The following is a 20,024-nucleotide window of genomic DNA, read 5'->3' on the forward strand; positions in this document are numbered from 1 at the left end:
ATACCAGCCTTGCCCGCCAACCAAAACGACGGGCAGCGCTGGTGTCGCTCAACTCAGGAGCTTGCTGGCCAAGCGGGAACTGTTGCGGGCCGACAGGGCGTACACAGACAGCTGCGGGTTGGCGCCAATGCTGGTCGGGAAAATGGACGCATCGTGAATGCTGAGGTTGGCCACCTGATGATGCTCACCAAAGCCGTTGACCACCGATTCGCGAGGGTTGCTGCCCATGCCGCAGCCACCCATCTGATGGGCAGTGAAGAGACGGGTACGATGAATTTCCATAGGCATTTCATCAATGGCTTTGCGAGCTTCCCCCCAGGTCGCAAACCAGGGTGAATCCAGATGCATCAGGCGAACCTTTTTGGCGCCCGCCGCAAACTGGATTTCCGCCATTTTGTAGAAGGCATCTCTCAGACCCTGCCAGAGATAGTTCGTCACCGGATAATCCAGTACCGGGCTGCCATCGTCACGCAGGCTCACCGTACCGCCCGGGCTTTCAGGGTGAAAACCGTCCCGCAACAGCGCCAGAACGGAATTGAGCCTGGGTAGTTTGGTCAGATCCGCTTTCAGTTGCTCGCCATGACCGGGAACGACGCCAGCTGACATGGCAGGGTGGAGCGGGGGAACTTCCAGTTTGTAACCGGCCGGGCCGTCGACGCCACGACTGAAATTGAACTCGTCCGAGTAGATGGACTGGGGGGCGCCGTAGTAGGGATCGACGGCTTCCGGCATTTCGGCGACCGTCGCGTTAACGGGATGCAGGAAGGTGCGCTTTCCAATGCGTTCGTACGGGTCAGGAATGTCGGACCGCAGTAACAGGCCTGGCGACCCGATGGCGCTGGCGGCCACGACAAAGTGCTTCGCCTTCAGTTCTACCTCCACGCCTGATGGCGTGACGCCGTCCGCTGACATGGCAGAGGCTTTGAGACGATCGATCCGATCCTGGTTCATGATCAATCTGTCAGCCCGCAAACCGTGGAACAGGGTCGCGTTGTTGTCCAGTGCGCCGGGAATGGTGGTCGTCAGGGCGCCCTGTTTGGCATTGGTGGGGCAGCCGACGCCGCAGTAGCCCAGGTTCCAGCAACCTTTGACGTTGCGGGGAATGATTTGCCATGACCAGCCCAGCTTCTCGCATCCCTGACGCAGGACGTCGTTATTGGGGTTTGGATCTACCTGCCAGGGTGAAATCGTGTGACGTTCTTCCCGGCCGTTGAACCAGGGTTTCATGGCGTCGGGGGTCAGGCCGTCGAGGCCGAACTGGCTGGCCCAGTGATTCAGCGTGGGCTCCGGTGTGCGAAAACTGGACGTCCAGTTCACCGTTGTTGACCCGCCAACGCAACGACCCTGCAGGATGGCAATGGCGCCATCCCTGGTGACCCGGCTCATGCCCTCTTGATAAAGAGATGCGTAGGCATCCAGCTCATTCATTTTAAAGTCTTTCTGATGATACAGCCGGCCTTCCTCCACCAGAATCACAGACAGCCCGGATTTCGCCAGTATCTCTGCGGTGGTCCCGCCACCAGCACCCGTCCCGATGACGACCACATCCGCTTCGTGGGTCTGGCTGGCGGTCAGTGTGGCGCCATCGATGACTTTCCAGCCGGATTCCAGGCCACGGGCGATTCGATCCGTTATTGACATTAAAAGGCTCCAGTTAGCAGGAAGTGACGGCTCAGGCGCTGGCCTTGAACTGCGGCAATGCATCAACGGCCCACTGGGGTGGTCCCGGATAGCCAGAGGCCGCCCAGTGATCTTCATGACCGTAAAAGGCCACGTTGCTGACCTTGGTCAACGCAATATACCCGTTGTTGAATAGCCCGATGCTGCTGGTTTGCCAGCGCTTGAGGAACGCATCGGCATCCGCTGTGCTGGCGTTTTCCCAGCTTGACCAGACCCGTGCAACGGTGACCCGTGTCAGGCCGAAGTTCAGCAGGTCGAACAGGCCCCTGAGTTCCTTCTGGTTGGCCGGGCCAAACTGGTGAATGCCTGCATCGACACGCTCGATGGTCTCTCTAATCTTGATGCGTCGCCGTTCGGGGTCCTCTGTCAGAGAGGGGCCTACGATGGCTGGCAACAGGGCCTCAAAGAGCACGATGTCGTCTTTGGTTAGAAATCGAAACTGGTAGTTGCTGGCTCTGGCATCAGATAGCGCTGTGTAGCCATCACCTGCGGGCGATGTGGCGCAGCCGGACAGCCCTGCTGTGACGCTGACCGTGCCCAGAAACAAGGCACCGCCCATACCGGTGCGCAGGAAACTGCGACGGTCCATGGTGTCCGGCTTGGAAGAAGATTCAGGCATGCTTATCCCGCTCTTGTCGTTTTTATGCTTCCTTTTGAAGCCGGCCCGAAGGCCGGCTGTCAGAAAGATCAGCGAATGAAGAGCTTGTATATCATTTTATGAGCGGCCGTTCCGTGCGGTGCGTACACAAATTTGCCACTGTTGAAGCGCTGCTTGCTGAAAATGGCGCGCTGATGGGAGAAGGTCAGGAAGCCTTCCTTGCCGTGATAGTGGCCCATGCCGGAATCGCCCACGCCGCCAAAGGGAAGGTCGTCCTGAGCAACGTGCATGAGTGCGTCATTGATGCACATGCCACCGGAATGGGTGTTGTTGGTGACGTAATCCTGATGGGCCTTGTCGTAACCAAAGTAGTAAAGCGCCAGTGGCCGCGGACGGTCATTGATGTAGTGAATGGCTTCGTCCAGATTGCCGTAACTGACCACCGGAAGAATGGGCCCGAAGATCTCATCCTGCATCAGCTTCATGTCCGGTGTGGTGTTCAGTACCAGAGTAATCGGCATTTTCCGGGTGCCATCTTTCATGTTTTCCTGCGCAGGATTGACCTCGATCAGATCAGCGCCCTTTTGCCTGGCGTCATCCAGGTAACCTTGTAGGCGATTGTATTGGCGCTCGTTGATGATCGCTGTGTAGTCGTCGTTGTCCCGCAGTGTGGGATACATGGTGGACATCTGTTTGCGGAATTCATCCACGAAGGCCTGAATGCGATCGGCAGGGCAGAGCACGTAGTCCGGTGCTACGCAGGTCTGGCCAGCGTTAAGTGCCTTGCCAAAGCCGATACGCTGAGCGGCGTCTTCCATCGGCACATCCGCCGCCACGATCGCCGGAGATTTTCCGCCAAGCTCCAGGGTAACCGGTGTCAGGTTTTCCGCAGCGGCTTTCATCACCAGCTTGCCCACAGTCGTGGAGCCGGTGAACAGCAGGTGGTCGAAAGGCAGTGATGAAAAGTCGGCCGCCACGTCAGCTTCGCCGTTGATCACGCTGACCAGATCCTCCGGGAACGTGGACTCAATCAATTCCCTGAAAAGCGCCGAGGTGTGAGGCGTATATTCGGACATTTTGATCATCGTGCGGTTACCCGCAGACAGCGCGGCGACCAGTGGCCCCACCGCCAGGTAAAGCGGGTAGTTCCAGGGCACGATGACGCCCACCACGCCCTTCGGCTGATAGTGAACCTGATTGCTGGCAGGTTGGAACAGCAAGGACACGTGACGTTTGGACGGCTTCATCCAGCCACCGAGGTTTTTCAGGGTGTAATTGATACCCTGAATCGACGGCATTACCTCGGCAATCAACGACTCATCTTTGGATCGGCAGCTGAAGTCACGATCCATGGCGTCCAGCAGACGATCCTGATTGGCCAGCAGTACTCGCTTCAGGCGCTTCAGGTTTTCCTGCCGTTCCGTCAGGGATGGCATGGGGTTGTTGCGAAAGGCCTTCTTTTGATCGTCGAAGGTACGATGATTGTGCTGAATCTGTTTTTTGCTTTCGGTCAGCTGTACAACGGTGGCACCCATAGCGAGTTCTCTCCTTGCGATGGATGGCTGCGGTTGGAGCCCTCCATCCTGTGTTGATCGAGCCTTTCAGTGAGGCTTTCTATTAACGTTAAATGCCGAGCAGAAGTGGTGAAAAATTGCTCAGTTTGCACTCTGGGCTATTATTAGAGTATATACTCTAGTGAGTCAAGCCGACCGGTTGGCGAATCAGGCCATACGAATTCACAGCGCTGTTCTTCGCAGTCAATACAACACCCAACGTTGAGCCTATGAAAACCAGAGACAAGATTCTGCTCTCAAGCCTGGAGCTTTTTAATGAGCGTGGTGAGCGGAACGTGACCACCAATCACATCGCGGCACATCTGGCGATTTCGCCGGGCAACCTGTATTACCACTTCCGCAACAAGTCCGACATCATCTACGAGATCTTTCTGGAGTATGAAAAGCTCGTGGATTTCTATCTGGATATTCCCGAAAACCGCCCGATGACTCTGGATGATCTGACCTTTTACCTGGAATCGGTGTTCGATGGCCTGTGGAGTTACCGCTTCTTCCATCGGGATCTGGAATACCTCCTCGACAGTGACCAACGGCTTCGGGAAGACTATCGTCAATTCACCGAGCGTTGCCTTGCAGCGATCAGACGGATTTTTGAAAAACTGGCGGAGGCGGACATCATCCATCCTCAGCCAGAGGATCTACGGTCCGCCATGTCACTGAACGTCTGGCTGGTGATTACCAATTGGATGGCCTATCTGAAAACCGCTCATGGCTGTGAAGGGGAGGGGGAGCTGACTCTGACCCATCTCAAGCAGGGCATTTATCAGGTACTGACAATGGAAATTCCCTATCTGACTCCGGATTATCGGGAACGGGTGATGGCGTTACGTGAAAAGTACCGTCCTGACATTCCGGATGCGAACGGGCGCGTTGCCCTGGCCGCTAACGACGGGCGCTAGAGTGAGACCTGGCCTATTGCGGAAGCTACTTACAAATTAGAAGGAGCCGGCGAAGGAACTTCCTGATGGCGATGTGGTCAACTGTACAGGTGCCAGTAATTCGGACGTTGCAGGTGCCTTCCTGATAGCGCTCGTTGAGAGCACTCAGGTTTTAGTACGTCGCAAACCCTGACGTTTTCCGGCCTGTTACCTTCGCAGGCCGGTTTTTTTATGCTTCCAGCCATTGAGTCAATGCTTCCCTGGCTTCATCCACGCCCCGTTTGGACGTTGCTGAGAACATAATCAGGTGTTCCAGACACTGGACCTTTTCCAGCTTCCGGGCAATGCCCATCATCGCGGTTTTCGCCTGTCCAAACTTCAGCTTGTCGGCTTTTGTGCAAAGAATCATCAGCGGCAGGTTGTTATGGTCGCACCATTCCACCATCATTTGATCAAAATCGGTTAGTGGATGACGGATGTCCATGACCAGCACCAGACCGCGAAGGCATTGCCGATCGTTCAGGTAGTGGCCAAGGTGCTTTTGCCAGTCGTCTTTCATGTCACGGGAGACCTTGGCATAGCCGTAACCGGGCAGATCGACCAGACGAGTGTTCTCCCGGTTCAGTGAAAAAAAGTTGATCAGTCGCGTACGACCGGGCGTTTTACTGGTGCGCGCCAGCTTGCCGTTGGTGGTGATGGTGTTGATGGCGCTGGATTTACCGGCATTGGAGCGGCCGGCGAAGGCAACCTCTGCACCATGATCCGTTGGGCATTCCTCCAATCGGGAGGCGCTGATGAGGAATCGGGCGCTGTTGAATGAAAGGCTTTTTGCGGTCGCGTCAGACGTCACGGAGATCGGATTTCCTATTGGATTTCAGTTATCAGGGATTAATGTATAATGCTACACCAATTTCCGGCGGAACGCCTTGGGTAGCCGCCACCAGCCCCGGTTTGTGGCGTATGCGTTCGACAATGGATAGCGCCTGCCGGCTGCATAATGAAGAACACGTTTAGATGAGAGAAGCGGAGCGAGCATGAAGAAACTGATCGCAGGAGTGGTTCTCGGTGTTGGCCTTACGGCAATGGCGCACGGGGCTGGAGATCCTGAAGCAGGCGAAGCGAATGCGCAGGTATGTGCGGGCTGTCATGGGGCTGGCGGTGCCAAGCCGATTGCAGCGAACTACCCGAAACTGTCGGGGCTGGGTGAAAAATACCTACACCAGCAGTTGAGTCTGATCAAAAGCGGTGATCGCGAGATTGCTTCCATGACCGGTCTTTTGGATAACCATTCTGACCAGGACCTGCAAGACCTGGCGGCTTACTTTGATAGTCAGTCGATGCCAATTGGCCAGGCCGATCCGGATCTGGTGGATCAGGGCCAGGCACTGTATCGCGGTGGTAATATGGCCAGCGGTGTGCCGGCCTGTTCAGGGTGTCACTCGCCTTCGGGCAAAGGCATTGAGGCCGCCGGTTATCCGCGTCTGAGCGGCCAGAATGCGGACTATGTCGCGGCACAGTTGAAAGCCTACCGGGATGGTGAGCGCGACTCTGGCCAGAACTCGTCCATCATGATGGATGTGGCTGCCAAGCTGACTGATCAGGAAATCGAGGCGGTTGCCAGCTATGTGTCAGGGCTGGACTGATTCGTCAGTTTGGTAATGTCAGGAAACCCCGCTTTGGCGGGGTTTTTTGTTTTTGGCAGGCGCGACATCTCTGCTTTACAGACCTTTAATTGTCTGACGGTGGAACTTTTCGCCGGCACTGGGTCATAATCCTCTTAAACACTCTTATAAAAACCGGAGAATCTGCATGTTCCGTAACATCGCCCTGTCGCTGTTTGCTTTGATGTTTGTGGCACAGGCCCACGCCCAGTCCTTTGAAGAAGGGCGCCATTACGTTGCTCTGGATACCCCGGTCAGAACCGCCACAGAGTCCGGTGTCGAAGTGGCCGAGGTGTTCTGGTACGGCTGCCCCCACTGCTATTCCTTCAAGCCACTGATTGAAAGCTGGGCCGAGGATATCCCTGATTACGTGAATTATGTGAAGATTCCGGCGGCTCTGGGAGCATCCTGGGAGCCGCACGCAAAAGCCTTCTATGCCCTGGAAGCCATGGGCGAGCTGGATAAGGTGCACGATGCGCTTTTCGACGCGCTTGCCGGAGAGCGTCGCCAGCTTAATTCCGGGGAGGCACTGGCTGATTTCGTGTCCGAGTACGGTGTGGATGGTGAAGCCTTCCTGAAGAATTACAACAGTTTCGGTGTGAATGCCCGGATGCAGCAGGCTCAAGCCAAAGTCCGTGGTGCTCGTGTAACGGGCACTCCGACCGTTCTGGTTAATGGCAAATACCGCGTTACGGCCAGCATGGCGGGTAGCCAGGAAGCGGTTCTGGAAGTGGTGGATTACCTGATCGAAAAGGAAAGCGCTGAGCCGTCCGAATAGGGCGGTCTATACGTCTGACTGACCAGAGCTGCCATTTATGTACGAACGCATCAGGAAGCAGCTGGAAAGCCTTCTCCGTCCTTCAGAGGTAACGGCCAGGGGAACCTGTTCCGGAGACGAGCATGTGCCGGAGTTCGAGCCGCACCGGCACATTCGTCTTCTGACCTTCAATATTCAGGTGGGTATTAACACCGCCTCTTATCGTCATTATCTCACGCGCAGCTGGCAGCATCTGCTGCCCAACCGCAAGCGCATTGAGAACCTGGACCGGATTGCCGCTCTGCTGCGCAATTACGATGTGGTGGCCCTGCAGGAGTGTGATGGTGGCAGCCTTCGCAGTGGGTACATCAATCAGGTGCAGTACCTGGCGGAAGCGGCTGGTATTCCCTACTGGTACCAGCAACTGAATCGAAATCTCGGTCAGCTTGCCCAGCACAGCAACGGGCTGCTTAGCCGTTACAAGGCCATCAGCGTAGAAGAGCACAAGTTGCCGGGGCTGATCCCGGGGCGTGGCGCCATTGTGGCTCGATATGGGGCAGCAGAAGACCCGCTGGTGCTGGTAATGATGCATCTGTCCCTGAGTAAGGCTGCGCAGCAACGACAGCTCGGGTTTATTCAGGAGTTGATTTCCGATTACGAGCACGTGGTGCTGATGGGTGATCTGAATAATCATGCGGATCAGTTGCTGACCAATACGCCGCTGAAGCATGCCAACCTGATCCCGTTGCCTGATACGGCACACAGTTTTCCGAGCTGGAGGCCTGAGCGGGCGCTTGACCACATACTGGTCAGCCCCAGCCTGGAAATCCGCCGATCGGAAGTGGTGAGCTTCCCGGTTTCAGACCATTTACCGGTCGCCATGGACATCAAGCTGCCCAGTGGTTATCTGCAGACCTTTTAATCAAAACCTTCCATAAAGACAAAAAAATACCCCGGGGATAAGGCCGGGGTATCTGTCGGAGCGCCTGAGATCTTATTTGATCTTGGCTTCCTTGTACTCAACGTGCTTACGGACAACCGGATCGTACTTTTTCATAGCGATCTTTTCCGGAGTGTTCCGCTTGTTCTTTTTGGTCGTGTAGAAGTGACCAGTGCCTGCTGATGATACCAGCTTGATTTTCTCGCGCATGATGCGGCTCCTTAAAATTTCTCGCCGCGGGCACGAAGATCGGCCAGCACAGCGTCAATGCCTTTCTTATCGATAACACGCATACCCTTGGTGGATACGCGCAGCTTTACAAAGCGCTTCTCTGACTCAACCCAGAAGCGATGATTCTGCAGGTTGGGCAGAAAACGACGACGTGAGTGGTTCATCGCGTGAGAAACGTTGTTACCGGCTACCGGTCGCTTACCGGTGACCTGACAGACTCTGGACATACTTGCCTCCGACCTGAGCTTGGTCCTGAAAATGCATTTTAAATTCGTTCAATTGCGTCTCTGGTCGCTACCTGCGCCTAACCTTTTAATAAGAGATAGTGCACGCTACTCGCCAGACGCCGCCAGAAAGGGACGCTTTTATACCAGAAGTGCCCGCCCAACGCAAAAAATTGTTGGGATTTTGGCCAGCGTTTCGGTGCATTCTTGCCGAGCTTGCTGGCAAAATCACATCAGGCCTCTTTCAGCCAGGGATATTACCTCACCGTGGCCGACCACCATATGGTCAAGAACCCTGATATCCACCAGCTCAAGTGCGTCTTTCAGGCGCCGGGTCAATGACACATCAGCCTGGCTGGGTTCCGCCACACCCGACGGGTGATTATGGGCGAAGATCACCGCAGCTGCGTTCAGCTCCAGGGCCTGGCGAACCACTTCTCTGGGGTACACTGCGGCGCCGTCAATGGTGCCGCGGAACAGTTCCTGATAGCGAATCACCCGGTGCCGGTTGTCCAGGAACAGCCCTGAGAAGACTTCATGAGGAAACGTCGCCAGGCGACTGCTGAGGAATCGCCGGGTGTCTGCCGGTGATTTGAGCGGGTCGCCCTGGCGCAGCGGCTCGTCCATTACCCGTCGGGCCATTTCCATGGCGGCCTGCACCTGCGCGTATTTGGCGTTTCCCAGGCCCTTCACCCCACAAAACTGGCGTTGGGAGGCGGTCATCAACCCTCGCAGGCCACCAAAACTGTCGGTCAAATGCCTGGCCAGTTCCATGACCGGCATACCCGCGGTACCAGTGCGCAGGAAAATAGCCAGGAGTTCGGCGTCGGACAGGCTGGCGGGCCCGTGGCTTAGCAGCCGCTCACGCGGGCGCTCGTCCTCCGGCCAGAGAGTGGCAGACATAATTCGATTCCTTTCGTAGTCAGTGCGCGTCCTGCGCACCGTTGAACTTGCTATCGTGGCGTGATTTTACCATGGCTGCGGGCTGCCCGCAGCGAATTGACGTGCTATCTTATAAGCCTTTCATTTTTATGACGTACACCGTAACTCGCTCAGGCAGTTACCGTCTCGGAGTCACAATGACCGCACATCGCATTCTGCTGGGAATCACCGGCGGTATCGCCGCCTACAAAAGCGCGGAACTCGTTCGTCTGTTAAAGAAGTCAGGGCGCGAGGTGCGCGTGGTCATGACCCGCGGTGCGGAAGCCTTCGTTGCACCGCTGACCTTTCAGGCGTTGAGTGGTGAGCCGGTCAGAACGTCTTTGCTGGATCCAGACGCAGAGGCCGGTATGGGCCACATAGAACTGGCCAAGTGGGCGGATCAGATCGTGGTGGCGCCGGCATCGGCCGATTTTCTGGCCCGTCTGGCCAATGGCATGGCGGACGACTTGCTGACCACCCTGTGCTGCGCTACCGAGGCACCGATCGCTCTGGCCCCTGCCATGAATCAGGCCATGTGGAGCAACCAACGTACCCGCCGGAATATCGATTTGCTGGCGAACGACCCCCAGGTCCAGCTTTGGGGCCCCGATCAGGGCTCCCAGGCCTGTGGCGACGTGGGACCGGGCCGGATGCTGGAGCCCGCTGCCCTGTTTGAACTGATTGCAGGTGCTAATGTCGGCGCTCTGAGTGGCAAGCGCGTGGTGATTACCGCAGGCCCCACCCGTGAGCCCATTGATCCGGTGCGTTATATCAGCAATCACAGTTCCGGAAAAATGGGTTACGCCCTGGCTCAGGCGGCTCGAAATGCCGGTGCCAGTGTGGTGCTGATCAGTGGGCCGGTCGCGCTGGATGCCCCGGCGGGGGTGGATCGCCGCTTTGTGACGACGGCGGAAGATATGCTCAAGGCGTCCGGGCAGGCCGTAGATGAGGGTTGTGATCTGTTTATCGCCACGGCTGCCGTGGCGGATTATCGGCCGGATTCCATCGCCAGCGATAAAATCAAGAAAACCAATGACGCCATGAACGTGGCCATGGTGCGTAATCCGGATACGCTGGCCACCATTGCCGCCCGTCCTGACGCGCCCTTCACCGTCGGCTTTGCGGCAGAAACCCGGGATGTAGAGCGATACGCTCTCGATAAAATGTCACGCAAAGGGCTGAACATGATCGTGGCTAATGACGTCTCGGTTCAGGGACTCGGATTCAATAGCGACCGTAACGCTGTCACCGTGTTCTGGGAGGGCGGCCGTGAGACCCTCGGGCCAGACACGAAAGCCGATATTGCTCGCCTGCTGATTACGAAAATTGCCGATCAACTGACTCACAAGGAAACCTCATGACTCGACAGACCTTTCAGGTACGCATTCTGGATGACCGGATTGGGCAAAGTGTGCCGTTTCCTGAATATGCCACTGAAGGTTCTGCGGGCCTGGATCTGCGGGCTTGCCTTGACGGCCCTCTGACCCTGAAGCCGGGACAGACCGAGCTGATCAAAACCGGGTTGTCCGTCCATATTGCGGACCCTTCGCTGGCAGCCATGATTCTTCCGCGCAGTGGGTTGGGTCACAAGCATGGCATTGTGCTTGGCAATCTCGTCGGCTTGATTGATTCGGATTATCAGGGTGAACTGATGGTGTCGTGTTGGAACCGCGGAGATACCGAGTTCACCATTGAGGTCGGTGAGCGAATTGCTCAACTGGTATTGGTCCCAGTCGTGCAGGCAAATTTCGAGGTGGTATCGGAGTTTGACCAGAGCCTGCGAGGCGAAGGCGGGTTTGGCTCAACCGGCACCCGGTGAGTCTGCCTCCGACGGATTGGTCATGAGAGTCTATACTTCTTCGAATAGTGAATAAAACCGGACGCTTGTATCTGCAGGATGGACTATGAAGCTTGGCAAAAAGAAGAATTCTGACGAGGAAGTCACCGACTCCGCAAAGGAGTCCAAACCGGCGAAAAATCAGGTCAAGAGTAAAAAAACCGGTGGCAATCCCAAGCACAAGCAGCTGAATTCCGTAGCGTTTCAGCAGGCAGTTCTGGTTTTGTTGGCTGGCGTCGCCTCAGCGGCGCTGGTTTATTTGCTTCTGGTGGTTCCCGCCGAAAACAAACGCTATGAATTGCAGACGGCGCTGGCAGCCGATACCGCTGCGGCAAGGGTGAACCAGCAACTGGAGTTGATGCAGTCTGTGGTTGCTGGCGTTGGCAGCCAGAGCTACGTGCGTCAGGCGCTTGATGGTAATGGGTCCATGACCACGGCGTCGGCGGCGTTGGCAGCTGCCCTGCCGAACGCTCAGGCTGTTTACCTGTTTCCCTATGGCGAAATTCCCCGGACATCCAGCCAGCCAACTCTTGGTTTTGCCGGGCTCGATCTGGCCAGGCGCGCAGAAACCGGGCGTCCGGTCTATCCTGATGCCTTCCCGCGTGATGGGCAGTGGTACCTCCAAATGGCGACTCCGGTACGCCGTGATACCGGCAACGCTGTGATTGGCAGCGTATTGGTGGTTTTCGATGTGGCTCAGCTCAAACCTTTGTTAACAGGTTTGAACGCCGAGCTTGACGGGCAATTCTCAATCATTCAGTCCGTCAGCGGTTCAGATCGCGCCATTGCCAGCTCGGGCAGCGGCAGCGGCCAGGCCGTTGAGCGCAATCTGATCAATCCGGACTGGACGCTGAGGTATCAGGCAGCGTCATCGCCTGCTCCACTCATCGGTATGGTGGCGGTGGCCATTCTGGTCATCGGGCCCATGTTGATTGCCGCAATACTGGTATGGGTGATGCTCAATGGTGCTCTGCGCCGGGTGCGCCAGGAAGTGGCTGTTATGAATCAGTGGGCCCAGAAAGTCTTCGGTGGCGAGAAGGTTAAACCGCCGGCGTTCAAGTGGGATATGGTCGCTTCGACGGCAGAAGTCTTGGCCAGGCTTGCCCAGATGGTCGAAAAGCGGATAGCCAAAGTGGCTGAAACCGCGAAACCGAAGAGAAAGGCCGCTTCCGGTAAACAGAGTGGCGGTGCTGCCGAAGAACCGTTGTTTGAAGAAAAAGACATGCTCGATATCGACATGCTGGATGGTGACGACGATGTTCTTGGTTTTGGCGCCTCGGATGCGCCTGATGACGCGCCCGGGGTGGAGGAAGTGGCGCTTCCCAATGTCAATATCTCGGAGACGATCTTCCGCGCTTACGATATTCGCGGCATCGTTGGAGACACGCTGACCGCTGACATTGTGCAAGTGATCGGCCGCTCCATCGGCAGCGAGGCCGTTGAGCGGGGAGTGAAAAGCATCTGTATTGGCTTTGATGGCCGCCACTCCAGCCCGGAGCTGGCGGATGCACTGGGTCGTGGCATTATGGCTGCTGGCCTTGATGTCATAAACATCGGGGCGGTGCCGACACCGGTGCTTTATTTTGCCACCCACGAGCTGGGCAACGGGTCGGGTGTGATGGTTACGGGCAGCCATAACCCGTCCAACTACAACGGCCTGAAGATCATGCTAGGGGGCGAGACGCTCTCCGGCGAGGCCATTCAGAGACTGTTGCAGCGGATTCAGACCGGCGACTTTGTTAGTGGCCAGGGCAGCCAGTCGTCCGAAGATGTTCGACGGGCTTATCTGGACAGGATTGTCGGTGATATTGCAGTGGCGGCGCCATTGAAAGTGGTGCTGGACGCAGGTAACGGCATTGCGGGTGAGCTCGCTCCGGTGCTGATCGAGGAACTGGGTTGCGAAGTGGTGCCTTTGTACTGCGAGGTAGACGGAAACTTCCCCAATCACCACCCGGACCCCGGTAAACCGGAAAATCTGCAGGACCTGATTGCTACTGTTAAATCCGAAAAAGCGGACCTTGGCCTGGCTTTCGATGGTGACGGTGATCGCCTGGGTGTGGTGACCAACACCGGCAAGATCATCTGGCCCGACCGTCTGATGATGCTGTTTGCCCGGGACGTGGTCTCCCGTAACCCTGGCGCCGATGTGCTGTACGATGTGAAATGCAGCCGTCGCCTGGCCGGGGTTATCTCAGAAGCCGGTGGTCGGCCCATTATGTGGAAAACCGGACACTCGCTGATGAAGGCGAAAATGAAAGAAACCGGTGCCCTGCTGGCCGGCGAAATGAGTGGCCACATATTCTTCGGCGAGCGCTGGCTCGGTTTTGACGATGGGCTTTATTCCGCAGCGCGTCTGCTGGAGATACTGGGCATTGAAGATCGTCACAGTGATGAAGTGTTTGACGAGTTCCCGGATGACATCAGCACGCCGGAACTGAACGTGGAAGTCACTGAAGAGAACAAGTTCCAGATCGTCGAACAGCTGGCCCAGAAAGGCGATTTCGGCGATGCCAGCGTGAGCGATATTGACGGCATTCGCGTTGAGTTCAGCGACGGTTGGGGGCTGTGTCGTGCTTCCAACACCACCCCGGTGCTGGTGTTGCGCTTTGAAGCCGAAACCGAAGAAGCACTGGAGCGGATCAAGACGGTCTTCAGAGAGCAGCTCAGCCGTGCGGCACCGGATCTGGTCGCGGATTTCTGAACCCGTTTTTCGGAACGTTTAATCAGGGTGGCCGGCCAGTTTTGAAACTGGTTGTTCCACCCTTTCATGTTAGGGCAATGTGAATGGCTTTGGATCGTGAAACTGCAATGCAGGTCGCTTCTGTACTCAGCAAGGGCTTGCCATACATACAGCGCTTTACCGGCAAAACCGTAGTCATCAAGTACGGCGGCAATGCCATGGAAAACGACGAGCTGAAAAGCAGCTTTGCCCGGGATGTGGTGTTGATGAAGCTGGTGGGGATTAACCCAATTGTCGTCCACGGCGGTGGCCCCCAGATTGGCGAGCTGCTGGAGCGGTTGAACATTCAGTCCCGTTTCGTGAATGGCATGCGGGTGACTGACAGCGAGACCATGGACGTTGTGGAAATGGTACTCGGTGGTCAGGTTAACAAGCAGATTGTGTCATTGATTAACCGTCATGGCGGCACAGCCGTGGGTCTGACGGGTAAAGATGCCAACCTGATTCGCGCCAAACAGCTGGAAGTGGTAAACCGCTCACCCGAGCTGGAGCGGCCGGAAATCATCGACATTGGCCACGTGGGCGAAGTGGCCAGCGTGAATGTAGAGGTGATTGAAATGCTAACCCGCAGCAATGTGATTCCGGTGATAGCGCCGATCGGTGTCGGGCCGGACGGCGCTTCCTACAACATCAATGCGGATCTCGTGGCAGGCAAAGTAGCCGAGGCCATGAAGGCCGAGAAGCTGATTCTGCTGACCAATGTGTCTGGTCTCAAAAGCAAGGAAGGCAAGGTCATGACCGGCCTGACTGCGGCGCAAGTCAACGACCTGATCGAGGATGGCACCATTCACGGCGGCATGCTGCCGAAAATCCGCTGTGCGTTAAGTGCTGTCGAAAACGGGGTTCGTACCTCTCACATCATTGACGGGCGCGTGGCACACGCCACCCTGTTGGAAATCTTCACCGACGAGGGCGTTGGTACTCTGATTTCCAGAAACTGATGCTCCATTCACGCCTGACCCTCATCGGCGGCAAGAGGACTGAATCATGAAGCGCCTGTTGACCCTGTTGATCATTCTGGCTCTGGTTGGCTACCTGACCTTCAAAGGTGGTGTCTGGTGGCTGGCGGATCAGCAGTTTGCAGCGGCCGACGAGGCTGTTGACGAGGTTGGCGTGATTGACCACGGCAGCATCCGTTCGGGCATCTCCGGCACCCTGACCCTGATGGACGGGGGATACGAGGACTTCAGACTGTCCCAGCCTCTGAAATTCGGCCGACTCAGTTTTGATGCCGGATCGCCGATCGCCCTGGTGAATGTCCTGTTGGATCCATCGGCCTTGCCAATGCAATGGTCACTGGATGGCGAGCAGCTATCCATGGCTCTGGATGAAGCTCTGCTTCGGGATTGGGTAACCGCAACCAATGAGGTGCAGGATCCCACCCTGTTTGCCCCTGTTTGTGGGCCCGACCACCGTCAGCAACTGGGCAGCGGTGATCTTCTGCGTCTGGGCATTACCGGCCTGACCGGTGAGGCCCTGATTCGCCAGAATGCGTCGGAGCTCTACGCCGAGGTGACCACGGTGGAAACAGGTAGTATCGAGGTGCTCTGGCCGGGCGCCCGCTTTGACCTCATGAACCCGACTGACGTGTTTAGTTCCAGCACCCAGCCAGTCACCCTGAATATCCGGGATGGTGGCCTGATGCGGCGTATCTCGGCGTATTGCGCGCGGGAAGCCGGCTTAGAAGCCGGGGAGTGGACGAGGGTTGTCATGAAATCCTTCCGCCAGGCGCTGGCCACGAGAGGTTACCGGCCCAGTGACCAACTGATCGCCCTCTACCGCCAATGGTTGGCAGAGGGGGGGGAGCTGAGCATTGAGCTTGCGCCGGGGCAGCCACTATGGGGTGTGCCGCTTTTGGCCGCGGAAGCCGGTGAGAATCGAACGGTGGAGCCCTTCATTACCTACAACGGTGCTGGCGTGCCGGACGTGTTCCTGACGCCCATAGCGCCTGAGCCAGAGGAGGTGCCAGCCGAAGCCATGGAGCCTGTCGTTGACGAATCTGATCCCGCCGAACCGGGCTGGCAACTGGCAGCCACCGATGATGCTTCTGCGTTGATCGGTCAGACCGTGAGAGTCACTCTGGAGAATGGTAATGTGGTGGAAGGCCGCCTTGGCAGCGTGAATGACAAGCGAATGGAAGTGGTCCGTTTGGTGGATGGTGGCGAAGTTGCCTATCCTATCGCCATTCGTCTGATCACCAGATTTGAAATCTGGCGTCGCGGCCAGAACCCATAGCCCTGACGGCAGGGCTTTCTAAAAGGCACGGAGATCTCCCTGATGTCAGGATCCACTGAACACTTGCCGGGCGTGCAGGAGATGCTGTCGCGGCTGATTGCTCAGCCGTCAATCAGCAGTGCAGCGGCTGAATGGGATCACAGTAACGAGCCGGTGGTTCGCACCCTGGCGGAGTGGCTGGAACCCATGGGTTTCGAGGTTGAAATCCTTGACGTTCCGGGCATGCCAGGCAAGGTTAATATGATTGCCACACTGGGGCGAGGCCCCGGTGGCCTGGTGCTGTCTGGCCACACCGACACGGTGCCCTTTGATGACAAACGCTGGCAGAGTGACCCTTTCCGACTGACCGAGCGCGACGATCGCTGGTACGGACTGGGCACCTGCGATATGAAGGGTTTCTTCCCGTTGGCGATTGAGGCGGCCAAGACGTTTGTCGACCAGAACCTCCAGCAGCCGTTGATTATTCTGGCCACTGCTGACGAGGAAAGCTCAATGAACGGTGCGCGTGCGCTGGCAGAGGCGGGCAAGCCCAAAGCCCGCTATGCGGTGATCGGTGAGCCCACCGGATTGAAACCGGTGCGGATGCACAAAGGCATCATGATGGAACGGCTGGTGTTTGAAGGCCAGTCTGGCCATTCTTCTGATCCTGGTCTGGGTCGCAATGCGCTGGAAGGCATGCATGACGCACTGGGCCATCTACTGGCCTTGCGAGCCGGGTGGCAGGAACAATACAGCAATTCCAATTTCCGGGTTCAGGTACCTACCATGAATCTGGGCTGCATCCACGGTGGCGACAACCCGAACCGCATCTGTGCCCGCTGCGAATTGCATTTCGATTTGCGGCCATTGCCGGGTATGGATATGGACGCGCTGCGACAGTCGATACTGAACACACTCAAACCGGTGGCCGACAGTCGCGGTCTGACGATGGAATTCGAGCCCTTGTTTGATGGTGTGCCGCCGTTCGAGACTGCTGAAGACGCCGCCCTGGTGCAGGCTTGCGAAAAGCTGACAGGCCATAAAGCGGAGGCGGTGGCATTTGCCACAGAAGCGCCCTGGTTGCAGAAACTGGGCCTGGAAACTCTGGTGATGGGGCCAGGGTCGATTGATCAGGCCCATCAGCCTGACGAGTTTCTGGAACTGTCACAACTTGATCCGGCGATCAGAATCTTGCGGGGTCTTATCCAGAAGTTTTGCCTTTAGGCGGGAGTAAAGAGGTTTGAAATCCAACGACTGGTTGCACGGGTTCCGCCACTCATCACCCTATATAAATGCGCACCGCGGCCGAACTGTGGTGCTCACTCTGAGTGGTGATGCGATTGCTCACAACAACCTGATCAACATCATTCACGACATTGCCTTGTTGAGCAGCCTGGGTGTGCGCCTGGTGGTGGCATTCGGCGCGAGGCCGCAGATTCAGTCACGTCTGGATACCATGGGTCTGGAATCCGTCTTTCATCAGGGGTTGCGGGTCACGCCCCAGGAGCAGTTGCTACCGGCGTTGGAAGCGATTGGCGCGCTGCGTGCCCACCTGGAAAGCCAGCTTTCCATGGGGTTGGTGAATTCGCCGATGCACAATGCCCGTATCCGCGTCAGTAGTGGCAATTACGTCACTGCCAAGCCTGTTGGTGTTCTTGATGGCATTGATTTTCACCACACCGGTAAAGTGCGCCGTGTCGATGTCGCAGGCATTGAGAAACTGCTGGAGCTGGGTCACATCGTACTGTTGCCGCCTTTGGGCTACTCGCCGACAGGCGACGTGTTCAATCTCTCCTACGAGGATGTCGGCAGTCAGGTCGCTGCCGCCCTGAAGGCTGAAAAACTGATTATGTTTACCGACAATCAGGGTTTGCCAGACGACAGCGGTGAACTGATTCGTGAGCTGACAGCGCGCCAGGCTTCCCAGCTCATGGCCGCCGGGAAGGTCAAAGGTCATGATGGAGATTTACTCAGCGCCGCTTGTGATGCCTGTGTAAAAGGGGTGCGTCGCGCCCACATCATCAGCCATGCTCAGGATGGCGCCTTGTTAGAGGAGCTGTTCACCCGAGATGGGGCAGGTACTCTGGTCAGTGGCGATCACTATGAACAGATACGGCAGGCCCGCGTAGAGGATATTGGCGGCATTCTCAGCCTGATTCAGCCATTGGAGGAGAAGGGCATACTGGTGCGCCGTTCCCGGGAGATGCTGGAAACGGAAATCGGTTGCTACGTCGTGGCTGAACGAGACGGCACCGTTGTTGGTTGTGCCGCTCTGCATCATTACCCGGAGGAAGGTGCGGGTGAGTTGTCCTGCTTTGCCGTGGATCAGGCCTATCGCCGGGCCGGTCGTGGCGATGAAATCCTGGCGATGGTGGAAAAACTGGCTCGGAGCCAGGGAATCAGGCGTCTGTTCGCACTGACGACCCAGACCGAACATTGGTTTCGAGAGCGGGGCTTTCAGACGTCCTCGGTGTCGGAACTGCCGGGACCCAAACTGGCCTCATACAACGTAGAGCGTCGATCAAAGGTTTTCGTGAAACCGCTGGGTCAGTGAGTTCAGCCGAGCTGCCCGGTCTTCTGCATCCAGCTCGCCCAATTGATGCACTGCCTCATAGAACCGATCGAAATGCTCACCGGATTCTCGAAACAGCTGGCGGAACGCAGGCACGTACTGGTTGTATTGGCGGAAAAGAGCCAGGTTGGCGTTGTTGAGTTCGCCGGGGTCGCTGCCAAAGGGGCCTGGTTGGTTCCAGTTCGCCGCCAGAGCCAGGTAGGCCTGACGCAGCCCGGCGAGAATTCTGCGCTTCTGCTCGCGCAGGCTGGAGTCGCTCAGGGTTGCCTGCTGGTCGTAAAGCTGTCTTAAACGGGCGGTGGCATCCTCAACCAGTTCCAGCGTCTGTTCTCTTTGGCGCAGTCGCTCCAGGGCCGTATCAAAACCGCTGGTGTCTCCCTGTTGCTCAAGCCAGGCTCTCAGTCCCTCAAGTTCCACGGCCGTTGCGAAGCTCTCATTAAATGCCGTGTCCTCATTGATGTAGATCACCTGATGGGCCAGTTCGTGAAACATCAGCGCCACCATTCGTGAATCGGACAGTCGTGTAAAACCGGTGTGCAGGGGGTCGTCAAACCAGCCCAGGGTCGAGTAGGCTGTCACGCCGCCGATAAAGGTGTCGTAGTTCAGTTGCTTGAATTCCCGGGCCTCGGCGCGAGCGTCTTCAAGGTCGTAGTAGCCACGGTAGGCCTGACACCCAATAAACGGATAACACCACTGGTGGGCGTCCAGCGAAAACTCGGGCACCGCCACCAGATTGACCAGAACCCAGGGGCGGTCCAGCTCAACGTATTCGGAAAACGCATCACCTACCGGTAGATGCAGCCGATCCTGGGCAAACTGGCGTGCTTTCTGTGCAAGTTGGAGTTTTTTCTTAAGGTGATCCGGGGTGTCGCCGGCTGCAAGCCACTCCTCCACCGGTTCCGTCGACATCATCAGCGAAAGGTGGCCGCTTACCGCCTGATGATAGTAACTAACCGAAGAGCAGCCGTTAAGAAATGTGAAACAGATCACTATAAGTAGCGTTAAAGTATAGATCTGGCTAAGCTGTTTATACATTTGGCTGCACAGTGTTGTGAGGTGGTTGGGCGCTTGCGTCCGATCTATGGTACACGCCGACGCAGTCAGTTTAACGCCTATGATATATCAGTACTCAGGGAGACCGGCCGCTGACTGGAAACCAGAGTTTTCCGGAGTCAGAGGTTTGACCAATATCAGGTA

Annotated in this window: 19 protein-coding genes; 11 read left to right on the forward strand and 8 right to left on the reverse strand. The window is 56.8% G+C overall.

Going from position 1 to position 20,024, the window contains the following annotated elements; translation table 11 throughout:
- Positions 1–48: 48 nt before the first annotated feature.
- The 3 genes from QLQ17_RS02595 to QLQ17_RS02605 form a co-directional block, all read right to left on the reverse strand.
- Entirely contained in the window at positions 49–1,641 is a 1,593-nt protein-coding gene (locus QLQ17_RS02595) for a GMC family oxidoreductase (protein WP_283207977.1), read from the reverse strand.
- 31 nt (positions 1,642–1,672) lie between these two features.
- The gene (locus tag QLQ17_RS02600; protein WP_283207978.1) at positions 1,673–2,299 is read right to left on the reverse strand and encodes a hypothetical protein; all 627 of its coding nucleotides are present in this window, start codon (positions 2,297–2,299) and stop codon (positions 1,673–1,675) included.
- Between the two features lie 68 nt (positions 2,300–2,367).
- Entirely contained in the window at positions 2,368–3,813 is a 1,446-nt protein-coding gene (locus QLQ17_RS02605) for a coniferyl aldehyde dehydrogenase (protein WP_283207979.1), read from the reverse strand.
- A gap of 248 nt (positions 3,814–4,061) precedes the next feature.
- Here QLQ17_RS02605 and QLQ17_RS02610 point away from each other — a divergent pair, with 248 nt between their 5' ends.
- Entirely contained in the window at positions 4,062–4,751 is a 690-nt protein-coding gene (locus QLQ17_RS02610) for a TetR/AcrR family transcriptional regulator (RefSeq protein ID WP_283207980.1), read from the forward strand.
- A 208-nt stretch (positions 4,752–4,959) separates the two neighbouring features.
- Here QLQ17_RS02610 and yihA read toward each other — a convergent pair whose 3' ends face one another.
- Entirely contained in the window at positions 4,960–5,580 is a 621-nt protein-coding gene (gene yihA, locus QLQ17_RS02615) for a ribosome biogenesis GTP-binding protein YihA/YsxC (RefSeq protein ID WP_283207981.1), read from the reverse strand.
- 184 nt (positions 5,581–5,764) lie between these two features.
- Between yihA and QLQ17_RS02620 the strand changes: the two genes are divergently transcribed.
- From QLQ17_RS02620 to QLQ17_RS02630, 3 genes are all read left to right on the forward strand, one after another.
- Complete coding sequence (locus QLQ17_RS02620; protein ID WP_283207982.1) at positions 5,765–6,373, forward strand: c-type cytochrome; 609 nt, start codon at positions 5,765–5,767, stop codon at positions 6,371–6,373.
- 202 nt (positions 6,374–6,575) lie between these two features.
- The gene (locus QLQ17_RS02625; protein WP_283209037.1) at positions 6,576–7,169 is read left to right on the forward strand and encodes a thiol:disulfide interchange protein DsbA/DsbL; all 594 of its coding nucleotides are present in this window, start codon (positions 6,576–6,578) and stop codon (positions 7,167–7,169) included.
- Positions 7,170–7,206: 37 nt separating this feature from the next.
- Entirely contained in the window at positions 7,207–8,070 is an 864-nt protein-coding gene (locus QLQ17_RS02630; RefSeq protein ID WP_283207983.1) for an endonuclease/exonuclease/phosphatase family protein, read from the forward strand.
- 72 nt (positions 8,071–8,142) lie between these two features.
- Here the strand turns inward: QLQ17_RS02630 and rpmG are convergent, their stop codons facing one another.
- The 3 genes from rpmG to radC form a co-directional block, all read right to left on the reverse strand.
- Positions 8,143–8,298: a 50S ribosomal protein L33 gene (rpmG, locus tag QLQ17_RS02635; protein ID WP_091701227.1), complete on the reverse strand. Its 156-nt coding sequence runs from the start codon at positions 8,296–8,298 to the stop codon at positions 8,143–8,145.
- Between the two features lie 11 nt (positions 8,299–8,309).
- Positions 8,310–8,546, reverse strand: coding sequence for a 50S ribosomal protein L28 (gene rpmB / locus QLQ17_RS02640; protein ID WP_150911352.1), 237 nt, complete (start codon positions 8,544–8,546; stop codon positions 8,310–8,312).
- Positions 8,547–8,771: 225 nt separating this feature from the next.
- Positions 8,772–9,446, reverse strand: a complete 675-nt coding sequence (gene radC / locus QLQ17_RS02645) for a RadC family protein (RefSeq protein ID WP_283207984.1) — start codon at positions 9,444–9,446, stop codon at positions 8,772–8,774.
- 176 nt (positions 9,447–9,622) lie between these two features.
- Here radC and coaBC point away from each other — a divergent pair, with 176 nt between their 5' ends.
- From coaBC to argA, 7 genes are all read left to right on the forward strand, one after another.
- On the forward strand, positions 9,623–10,825 hold the full coding sequence (gene coaBC / locus QLQ17_RS02650) for a bifunctional phosphopantothenoylcysteine decarboxylase/phosphopantothenate--cysteine ligase CoaBC (protein ID WP_283207985.1): 1,203 nt from the start codon (positions 9,623–9,625) through the stop codon (positions 10,823–10,825).
- A complete protein-coding gene (dut, locus tag QLQ17_RS02655) occupies positions 10,822–11,283 on the forward strand; it encodes a dUTP diphosphatase (RefSeq protein WP_283207986.1) in 462 nt (153 codons plus the stop codon). The genes coaBC and dut overlap by 4 nt, the downstream gene beginning before the upstream one ends.
- Positions 11,284–11,368: 85 nt before the next feature.
- The gene (locus QLQ17_RS02660; protein ID WP_283207987.1) at positions 11,369–14,002 is read left to right on the forward strand and encodes a phosphomannomutase/phosphoglucomutase; all 2,634 of its coding nucleotides are present in this window, start codon (positions 11,369–11,371) and stop codon (positions 14,000–14,002) included.
- Between the two features lie 83 nt (positions 14,003–14,085).
- Positions 14,086–14,982 carry an acetylglutamate kinase gene (gene argB / locus QLQ17_RS02665; RefSeq protein ID WP_283207988.1) on the forward strand — a complete coding sequence of 299 codons (897 nt, stop codon included), beginning with the start codon at positions 14,086–14,088 and terminating at the stop codon, positions 14,980–14,982.
- A 46-nt stretch (positions 14,983–15,028) separates the two neighbouring features.
- A complete protein-coding gene (locus QLQ17_RS02670) occupies positions 15,029–16,276 on the forward strand; it encodes an LSm family protein (RefSeq protein ID WP_283207989.1) in 1,248 nt (415 codons plus the stop codon).
- Between the two features lie 42 nt (positions 16,277–16,318).
- A complete protein-coding gene (argE, locus tag QLQ17_RS02675) occupies positions 16,319–17,479 on the forward strand; it encodes an acetylornithine deacetylase (protein WP_283207990.1) in 1,161 nt (386 codons plus the stop codon).
- Positions 17,480–17,495: 16 nt separating this feature from the next.
- Positions 17,496–18,809 carry an amino-acid N-acetyltransferase gene (argA, locus tag QLQ17_RS02680; RefSeq protein WP_283207991.1) on the forward strand — a complete coding sequence of 438 codons (1,314 nt, stop codon included), beginning with the start codon at positions 17,496–17,498 and terminating at the stop codon, positions 18,807–18,809.
- On the opposite strand, the gene QLQ17_RS02685 is transcribed toward argA, so the two are convergent.
- Positions 18,777–19,862 (reverse strand): aminopeptidase, encoded by a 1,086-nt coding sequence (locus QLQ17_RS02685; protein WP_283207992.1) that lies wholly within the window; start codon positions 19,860–19,862, stop codon positions 18,777–18,779. The genes argA and QLQ17_RS02685 overlap by 33 nt on opposite strands.
- Positions 19,863–20,024: the final 162 nt, after the last annotated feature.

This window comes from Marinobacter sp. CHS3-4, from assembly GCF_030053415.1.
Lineage (GTDB): Bacteria > Pseudomonadota > Gammaproteobacteria > Pseudomonadales > Oleiphilaceae > Marinobacter.

What these genes read in the sequence shown, in the direction of transcription:
- argB (WP_283207988.1), top strand. Translation starts at nt 14,086, where the DNA reads ATGGCTTTGGATCGTGAAACTGCAATGCAGGTCGCTTCTGTACTCAGC.
- QLQ17_RS02595 (WP_283207977.1), bottom strand. Translation starts at nt 1,641, where the DNA reads ATGTCAATAACGGATCGAATCGCCCGTGGCCTGGAATCCGGCTGGAAA.
- QLQ17_RS02620 (WP_283207982.1), top strand. Translation starts at nt 5,765, where the DNA reads ATGAAGAAACTGATCGCAGGAGTGGTTCTCGGTGTTGGCCTTACGGCA.
- rpmG (WP_091701227.1), bottom strand. Translation starts at nt 8,298, where the DNA reads ATGCGCGAGAAAATCAAGCTGGTATCATCAGCAGGCACTGGTCACTTC.
- QLQ17_RS02685 (WP_283207992.1), bottom strand. Translation starts at nt 19,862, where the DNA reads ATGTATAAACAGCTTAGCCAGATCTATACTTTAACGCTACTTATAGTG.
- QLQ17_RS02630 (WP_283207983.1), top strand. Translation starts at nt 7,207, where the DNA reads ATGTACGAACGCATCAGGAAGCAGCTGGAAAGCCTTCTCCGTCCTTCA.
- QLQ17_RS02610 (WP_283207980.1), top strand. Translation starts at nt 4,062, where the DNA reads ATGAAAACCAGAGACAAGATTCTGCTCTCAAGCCTGGAGCTTTTTAAT.
- QLQ17_RS02660 (WP_283207987.1), top strand. Translation starts at nt 11,369, where the DNA reads ATGAAGCTTGGCAAAAAGAAGAATTCTGACGAGGAAGTCACCGACTCC.
- QLQ17_RS02600 (WP_283207978.1), bottom strand. Translation starts at nt 2,299, where the DNA reads ATGCCTGAATCTTCTTCCAAGCCGGACACCATGGACCGTCGCAGTTTC.
- rpmB (WP_150911352.1), bottom strand. Translation starts at nt 8,546, where the DNA reads ATGTCCAGAGTCTGTCAGGTCACCGGTAAGCGACCGGTAGCCGGTAAC.
- QLQ17_RS02605 (WP_283207979.1), bottom strand. Translation starts at nt 3,813, where the DNA reads ATGGGTGCCACCGTTGTACAGCTGACCGAAAGCAAAAAACAGATTCAG.
- dut (WP_283207986.1), top strand. Translation starts at nt 10,822, where the DNA reads ATGACTCGACAGACCTTTCAGGTACGCATTCTGGATGACCGGATTGGG.
- argE (WP_283207990.1), top strand. Translation starts at nt 16,319, where the DNA reads ATGTCAGGATCCACTGAACACTTGCCGGGCGTGCAGGAGATGCTGTCG.
- coaBC (WP_283207985.1), top strand. Translation starts at nt 9,623, where the DNA reads ATGACCGCACATCGCATTCTGCTGGGAATCACCGGCGGTATCGCCGCC.
- radC (WP_283207984.1), bottom strand. Translation starts at nt 9,446, where the DNA reads ATGTCTGCCACTCTCTGGCCGGAGGACGAGCGCCCGCGTGAGCGGCTG.
- QLQ17_RS02670 (WP_283207989.1), top strand. Translation starts at nt 15,029, where the DNA reads ATGAAGCGCCTGTTGACCCTGTTGATCATTCTGGCTCTGGTTGGCTAC.
- QLQ17_RS02625 (WP_283209037.1), top strand. Translation starts at nt 6,576, where the DNA reads ATGTTTGTGGCACAGGCCCACGCCCAGTCCTTTGAAGAAGGGCGCCAT.